Origin of the sequence: uncultured Clostridium sp., assembly GCF_947036855.1 — a bacterium.
GTDB lineage: Bacteria > Bacillota > Clostridia > Clostridiales > Clostridiaceae > Sarcina.
In genome coordinates, this window is record NZ_CAMQRY010000129.1 from 1 (window position 1) to 6,206 (window position 6,206).

7 protein-coding genes and 1 riboswitch are annotated in these 6,206 nt (G+C 26.2%); of the genes, 6 read left to right on the forward strand and 1 reads right to left on the reverse strand.

Features of this window, described 5'->3' with window-relative positions:
* Window positions 1–214: 214 nt before the first annotated feature.
* Complete coding sequence (locus Q0V15_RS10935) at window positions 215–1,225, forward strand: DUF5050 domain-containing protein (RefSeq protein WP_297438923.1); 1,011 nt, start codon at window positions 215–217, stop codon at window positions 1,223–1,225.
* Window positions 1,226–1,294: 69 nt separating this feature from the next.
* Here Q0V15_RS10935 and Q0V15_RS10940 read toward each other — a convergent pair whose 3' ends face one another.
* Window positions 1,295–1,468 (reverse strand): (2Fe-2S)-binding protein, encoded by a 174-nt coding sequence (locus Q0V15_RS10940; protein ID WP_297438925.1) that lies wholly within the window; start codon window positions 1,466–1,468, stop codon window positions 1,295–1,297.
* Window positions 1,469–1,746: 278 nt separating this feature from the next.
* Window positions 1,747–1,807: riboswitch (Fluoride riboswitch) on the forward strand.
* 106 nt (window positions 1,808–1,913) lie between these two features.
* Between Q0V15_RS10940 and crcB the strand changes: the two genes are divergently transcribed.
* From crcB to Q0V15_RS10965, 5 genes are all read left to right on the forward strand, one after another.
* On the forward strand, window positions 1,914–2,300 hold the full coding sequence (gene crcB, locus Q0V15_RS10945; protein ID WP_297438927.1) for a fluoride efflux transporter CrcB: 387 nt from the start codon (window positions 1,914–1,916) through the stop codon (window positions 2,298–2,300).
* Window positions 2,301–2,533: 233 nt separating this feature from the next.
* Window positions 2,534–3,169 (forward strand): DUF47 domain-containing protein, encoded by a 636-nt coding sequence (locus Q0V15_RS10950; RefSeq protein WP_297438929.1) that lies wholly within the window; start codon window positions 2,534–2,536, stop codon window positions 3,167–3,169.
* Between the two features lie 147 nt (window positions 3,170–3,316).
* Window positions 3,317–4,156, forward strand: a complete 840-nt coding sequence (locus tag Q0V15_RS10955) for an MBL fold metallo-hydrolase (RefSeq protein WP_297438931.1) — start codon at window positions 3,317–3,319, stop codon at window positions 4,154–4,156.
* An 11-nt stretch (window positions 4,157–4,167) separates the two neighbouring features.
* A complete protein-coding gene (locus Q0V15_RS10960) occupies window positions 4,168–4,851 on the forward strand; it encodes an N-acetylmuramoyl-L-alanine amidase (RefSeq protein ID WP_297438933.1) in 684 nt (227 codons plus the stop codon).
* A 234-nt stretch (window positions 4,852–5,085) separates the two neighbouring features.
* The coding region (locus Q0V15_RS10965) for a sulfurtransferase (protein ID WP_297438935.1) at window positions 5,086–6,206 on the forward strand (1,121 nt) is incomplete at its 3' end.

Here is a 6,206-nt window from a genome sequence, read left to right on the forward strand (position 1 = left end):
AGTTTAGCTATTAGACTTTCTAAAATAGAAGATACAAGTAGTGTAGATGAGTTTAAACTATATAGTACATTTACAAAAGAAGATGTAGAAAATACATTAAATACTTTATATAGATAAGAAATATGGGTGCTAAGAAATTAGCATCTTTTTTTATATTTAAGATTATCTAAAGAACATACGATAATATAAGAAGCTTAAATATAGAGGTGGATAAATGAAGAAAAGTATAGTGGTTTTACCAATAATAATGTCGATTTTTCTTATGGGGTGTTCAGATGAACCTAAAAAAGATGAAAAAGTAGATAAGAACATAAAGGTTAATAGTTATATAAAAGTTGAAGAAGATAATCAGGAAGAGGCTAAAAAGGAAGAAGAAATTTTTACATATGCAAGAAATCAAAGTAATTACTCATCTAAGATAGTGGAAACACAAACAGATTTTTTTTATTCTTCAATAGATGATAATAATAGAATATATAGAAGTGAAAAGAAAGATACAAAAAAATCAGAAGTTTCAATGCTTTCAGGTAAGTATTTAATAGAAGGTGATGGAAAAATATATTATTCTAACTCACAAGATAATGGGAAAATATATTTTTTTGAAAGTGATAAATTTGATGAAAATATAAAAAGTGAAAAGCTTAATAACTATAAAAGTAGGGATTTAGTAGCAGTAAAAGAGGGGTTATTTTATATAAATGAAGAGGATGGAGAAAAGATATATTTTACAAGTTATGATGGTAAAATAAATAAAGCTGTAACACAAGATAGGGGAGCAAAGTTTATTATTGCTGATAATATATTATATTATCAAAATACAAATGATGGATATAAACTATATGGTATTGATTTACTTGATAAAACTAGGTTTAAAATAACTGACTTCTCAGTAGAAAGCTTTTGTAGTGCAAGAGAGAGTTTGATTGTTACAAATAGTGATGATGATAACAATATATATATAGTATATTCTAATAAAAGTATTACTAAGGTATCTAATGTAAAAGCTTTTAATTTAAAGCGTGATTTTATGTCAGATGATAAAAATAAGAATTTATTTTATTTTGTAAATGAAGAAAATAATTTGATTAAAGCAAGTCTTGGAGAAACTCTTAAGGTAGAGGATTTGAATAGACAAAGTAGTGAACTTGTACAAGAGTACTATTTTACAACAGAAAATATACTTGTTGAAACACAAGATGAAAAATATAAATCAGTAATAAAATAAAAAAATAAAAGGACTATATTATCCTAAGTATAAAAATACTTGAGGATTATATAGTCCTTTTTCTATAAATTATTTTGTGTGTTTTTCAATTAATTCTTCGATATCACCAATACAAGCTCCACAAGCTGTTCCAGCTCCTGTAACATCTTGAACTGCTTCTAAAGTTTTAGCACCTTCATTAATAGCTTTCACTATATCTGCCTCGCTTATGTTTAAGCAATAACATATAATATTTTCTTCCATAAAACAATTCTCCTTTTTAAAAACGATTTTTACTTAGTTAAAAGTAAATAATATAATTAGTATAACACAAAAATAAAAAAATATACATAATTATTAGTAAATAATAATTAATATCGGTAAAGTTTTGAGTATTATGCATAAATATTAGGAAATACTATGGTTATGTTTAAATTAGATATAATAATATATATATTAATTTATCTATAAATAGTGATTTTAGACACGAAATTGTAATAAAAATTTATTATAATGTTCTAAGATTAAGACAGAGATAGTTTATAAATTTTGGTTATGGAGTCAACCTTTAACCGCAGAAATGCTAATGACTCCTACATATTATTCCTTATTGTAAAATGGTGTAGGGCTAAAGATAAGGTAACAACTTAATTCTTAGTTTTTATATTTAGGTAAAAAAACTTTTAGAGTAGATAGGAGAATATATAATATGGAAAGATCATTATTAGTACTTGTAGTAGGTTGTGGAGGTTTTATAGGGGCAGCATTAAGATACCTTATTTCACTTTGGGCAACTAAGGGAATTGGAGCAGGATTCCCATTCGGAACATTGATAGTTAATATACTTGGAGCAATTTTAATAGGATTCTTCATGGAGACAAGTTCAAGAACAAACTTTATATCTCCAACAGCAAGAACATTCTTAACAACAGGAATGATGGGTGGGTTAACTACTTTCTCAACATTCTCATTTGAAACAATGACAATTTTCTCACATGGAAGTATTGGACTTGGGTCATTAAATATTGGACTTAACTTAGTTTTAAGTTTAGTTGGTGTTGTAATAGGACAATTTATAGCTAAAATATTATTCTAGTTTATAGAATAATATTAGGTTTAAGTACTTGCAAATGTAGGTTATTTGTAAAGTCGGTTAATAGAAAAATAAAAAATATGTTTAAAATATTATATAATACTAAGAATTAAGTTATATTAAAAACACTTATTTAAAATAAAATTATAAACTTTCATACTATTTAAAATTTAATCTTATTTAGAATTTATGTTAGGTATATAATATTAAATTGATAACTTCAAGGAGATGAAATTTTGTTTAATAAAGATACAAAAGAAGATAAGTTTTATAAATTGTTTAGAGCTCAAGCAGAAAATGTGCTAGATGGTGCTAAACTTTTAAGGAAATTTTTAAATACTATGGAAAATGACTCTGTTTTTATAAAAGAGATGGAAAGCTTAGAGCATAAAGGTGATAAAATAGTTCATGAAGTTATAGAAAAGCTTAATAATGCTTATGTAACTCCAATTGATAGAGAAGATATTTTTGCAATTACTAAAAAAATGGATGATTGTATTGATTGTAATGATTCTATTATGAATACATTTGTAATGTTTAATGTTAAAGAATGTACGGAGGAAGCTAAGCAGTTTGGTGATTTTATTGTTAAGGCAGCAGAAAAAGTTTTAGAACTTATGGATGTATTACCGAATATGGCTAAAAGCAAAGAGAAAAAAATTATTAATTCAAAAGTTATAGAGGTTAACAGAATAGAGAATGAAGCTGATGAATTGTTTAGAGATGCAGTTGGAAAGTTATTTAGAGATAAGAATTCTGACATTTTAGATATTATAAAATGGAAAGATTTATACCAAGCATTTGAAAATTCAGTAGATTCATTTGAGAAGATTGTTAATATAACTGCTGGGGTTGTTATGAAGAACTCATAGGCAGTCTATGAGTAGAAGGAAATAATTAATTGAATATCAAAGAAGAGTATAAGCTGGTTACAGTTTATACTCTTTTTTTTCATATATTTTTACAATTAGACTGAATTTTGGTAAGCTATAATTGTAAGAATATAGGAGGGCTACAATATGAAAATTAAAATACTTGGTTCAGGAGGATGTAGAGCACTTCCAAGACCTACATGTGATTGTAATATTTGCAAGGAAGCTAGATTAAAAGGTGAACCATATAAAAGGACAGGTTCTTCTATATTTTTTGAAGATGAAAAATTGCTTATAGATACATCAGAGGATATTGTATATCAACTTAATAGAGAAAATATAGTAAGTGTAGAAAATATAATGTTTTCACATTGGGACCCTGACCATACAATGGGGATGAGGGTTATAGAACAGTTACATGATTCATCATGGCTTAGAACTGGTGCTAAAAATCCAATAAATATAATGGGACTTAGTGGAGTAGAAGCAGAAATAAGAGCGATAAAAAATATGTTTGGTTCTTATTTTGATTATTATGAGGGAAAGAAGTTGTGTAAGTTTTCAGTAGGGGAAAGGTTTAAAGTAGGGGAATTAGAAATAAAGTTATATGAAGTGAAAAGTGATATAACAGCAACTGTATTTTGTTTTAAAAAAAATGATAAGAAAGTTATATATGCACCTTGTGATATAAAACCTATACCATATGATGATGGATTAAGAGATGCAGATTTACTTATAATAGGTGCATTTTATCCAGATTCATTTAAGACTAATGATAAGATTTTTGGTACTGATACAGTTTTATATAGTGAGTTACATACAGGAAGCGAGATATTAAAAATAAAAAAAGATTTAGGAATAAAAAGAGTTATTGTTACGCATTTAGAGGAAGAGTGGAAGCTTAGTTATGATGATTATAAGAGATTAGAAAAAGAATATAATGACGAATTAGAATTTGCATTTGATGGAATGGAAATTGAGCTATAATTGGGGGTAAAATGAAATTTAAATTAAATAAGGGAAAGCAGAATATTATAAGATGGTGTGTATTAGGTATTATAATTTTTAGTGGTATAATACTAGGATTCAATATAAGAAATATGAGTATAGTCCGAAGTAATGAAAAAGCTGCTACAATTAGAAAAAGTAAAAATACTTATGGGATAGATATTACAAGTGATGCGGTAGATAATATTTATAAAGAGCTTAAAGTAGTAGAAAATGAGTTTGAGTGGAGTGGAGAACTTGAGGGTGGAAATATACCTAATACTATATATATACATCATTCTGTTCAAAATATAGAAATACAAAATATTCATACACTTCATTTAAAAAATGGTTGGGCTGGAATGGGTTATCACTATTTCATTGATAAGGCTGGAATAATATATAAAGGCAGAGATGATGATAAGATAGGGGCACAGGCAAAAAATAATAATATTAATTCACTTGGTGTTTGTTTACAAGGTGATTTTGAAGAGGATATTTTAGGCGATGTTCAAAGAGATAGCCTTCTAAAGTTATTAAGATATCTTACTTTAAAAAATAAAATTGTAGATATAAGAGGACATGAGGAAGTTACAGAAACTTTATGCCCAGGGGAAAATATTAGTGTTGAAGAACTTGAAAAGAGTTTAGATTCTATAATGTATAAAGAATTTAATGTTAAAAAGAAAAACTAATAAAAGCAATAATAAAATAAATGAAAGAACTAGACTTTAATAATGAAAAGCCATAAATTTTAATGAAATGATTGTATAATATGAAGAAAAATAAATTTATGTTAATCAATATTTGTTTTTTGTATTAGTATATTAAATAAAGAGCAAAGTTATTAGGATTTTCAATATAATATCTTTTGAATTAGAATGCTTTAGGTGATAAAATTTGCTAGAGAGAATTTTCAGGAGGTCGTTATGAATAATAAAGTTCAAAAGGCTACGATAGCTATAATAGCTATTCTTATTTTCCTTGCAACATTTATTGGTACTAATAAGGAACAGGTTGTTGTTGAAGCAAAAAAGATAGTAAGTGATAGTAATAATATAAATAATGCATACTTAATAGGAGCTGAATCTTTAGAGACAAGTCTTGGTGGAAAGAATATTGTAATATTAGATATAAGAGATAATAAACAATATAAGGATGGTCACATTGTAGGTGCAATAAATATTTCGTGGGATAATTTTATAAAAAATAGTTCAAGCAATAATTATAATAATACAGGTAATCAAAAGTTAGATAAGATATTAGATATTAAAGCATTAACAAATGAATTAGATAGGTTGGGAATAACAAAGGAATCAGAAGTTGTTATATATGGTAATTCAAATGGTGATGATATGGGGCAGCTTGGTAATTTTACAAAAATGTTTAAATTAGCAGGGATAAAATCTAAAATGCTTAATGGTGGGTTTAAAAACTGGGAAGCTGAAGGTTTTGTTACTACTGTAAATATACCGCTTATTAAAAAGAGTAATCTTGAAATAGAAAACTTAAATGGAAATAAAAAAACAACTAAAAATAGTGAAGATACAAAGAAAAATAAAAAAATAAATAAAGAATATATAAAAAAACATATTTTAAAAGTTAAGGTTGTAGAACTTATAAATGATGTTAAGGAAGATACAAGCCCTAGTAACTCACTTAATTCTAATCCTAATAATCCGAGTCAAAAAGTTGTTCAAGGGTTAAATGTAAAAGTTAAATTAACAAGTGAAATTGCAAAGCTTAATCCTCCAATCAAAGGAGTTATACAAATAAATCTTAGTGAAATTTTAAATCCTAATGGTACAATTAAGCCTGTTAGTGAATTGCAAAATTTATTTACTGCTAAAGGTATAGAAAATGATAATATAGTTCTATTTTATAATACTCAGGTGGGTAATTTAAATTTCTTAAGTTCTATTTTAAATATGGCAGGGTATAATAAAATATATGATGTTAATATGAAGCTTAGTGATATAGAAGATATTCAAGCACAGATAAAAGCAAAGACTAATGAAGTAAGTGGTGTAGATAATACATCTAATACAGA

What these genes read in the sequence shown, in the direction of transcription:
- Q0V15_RS10935 (WP_297438923.1), top strand. Translation starts at nt 215, where the DNA reads ATGAAGAAAAGTATAGTGGTTTTACCAATAATAATGTCGATTTTTCTT.
- Q0V15_RS10940 (WP_297438925.1), bottom strand. Translation starts at nt 1,468, where the DNA reads ATGGAAGAAAATATTATATGTTATTGCTTAAACATAAGCGAGGCAGAT.
- crcB (WP_297438927.1), top strand. Translation starts at nt 1,914, where the DNA reads ATGGAAAGATCATTATTAGTACTTGTAGTAGGTTGTGGAGGTTTTATA.
- Q0V15_RS10955 (WP_297438931.1), top strand. Translation starts at nt 3,317, where the DNA reads ATGAAAATTAAAATACTTGGTTCAGGAGGATGTAGAGCACTTCCAAGA.
- Q0V15_RS10960 (WP_297438933.1), top strand. Translation starts at nt 4,168, where the DNA reads ATGAAATTTAAATTAAATAAGGGAAAGCAGAATATTATAAGATGGTGT.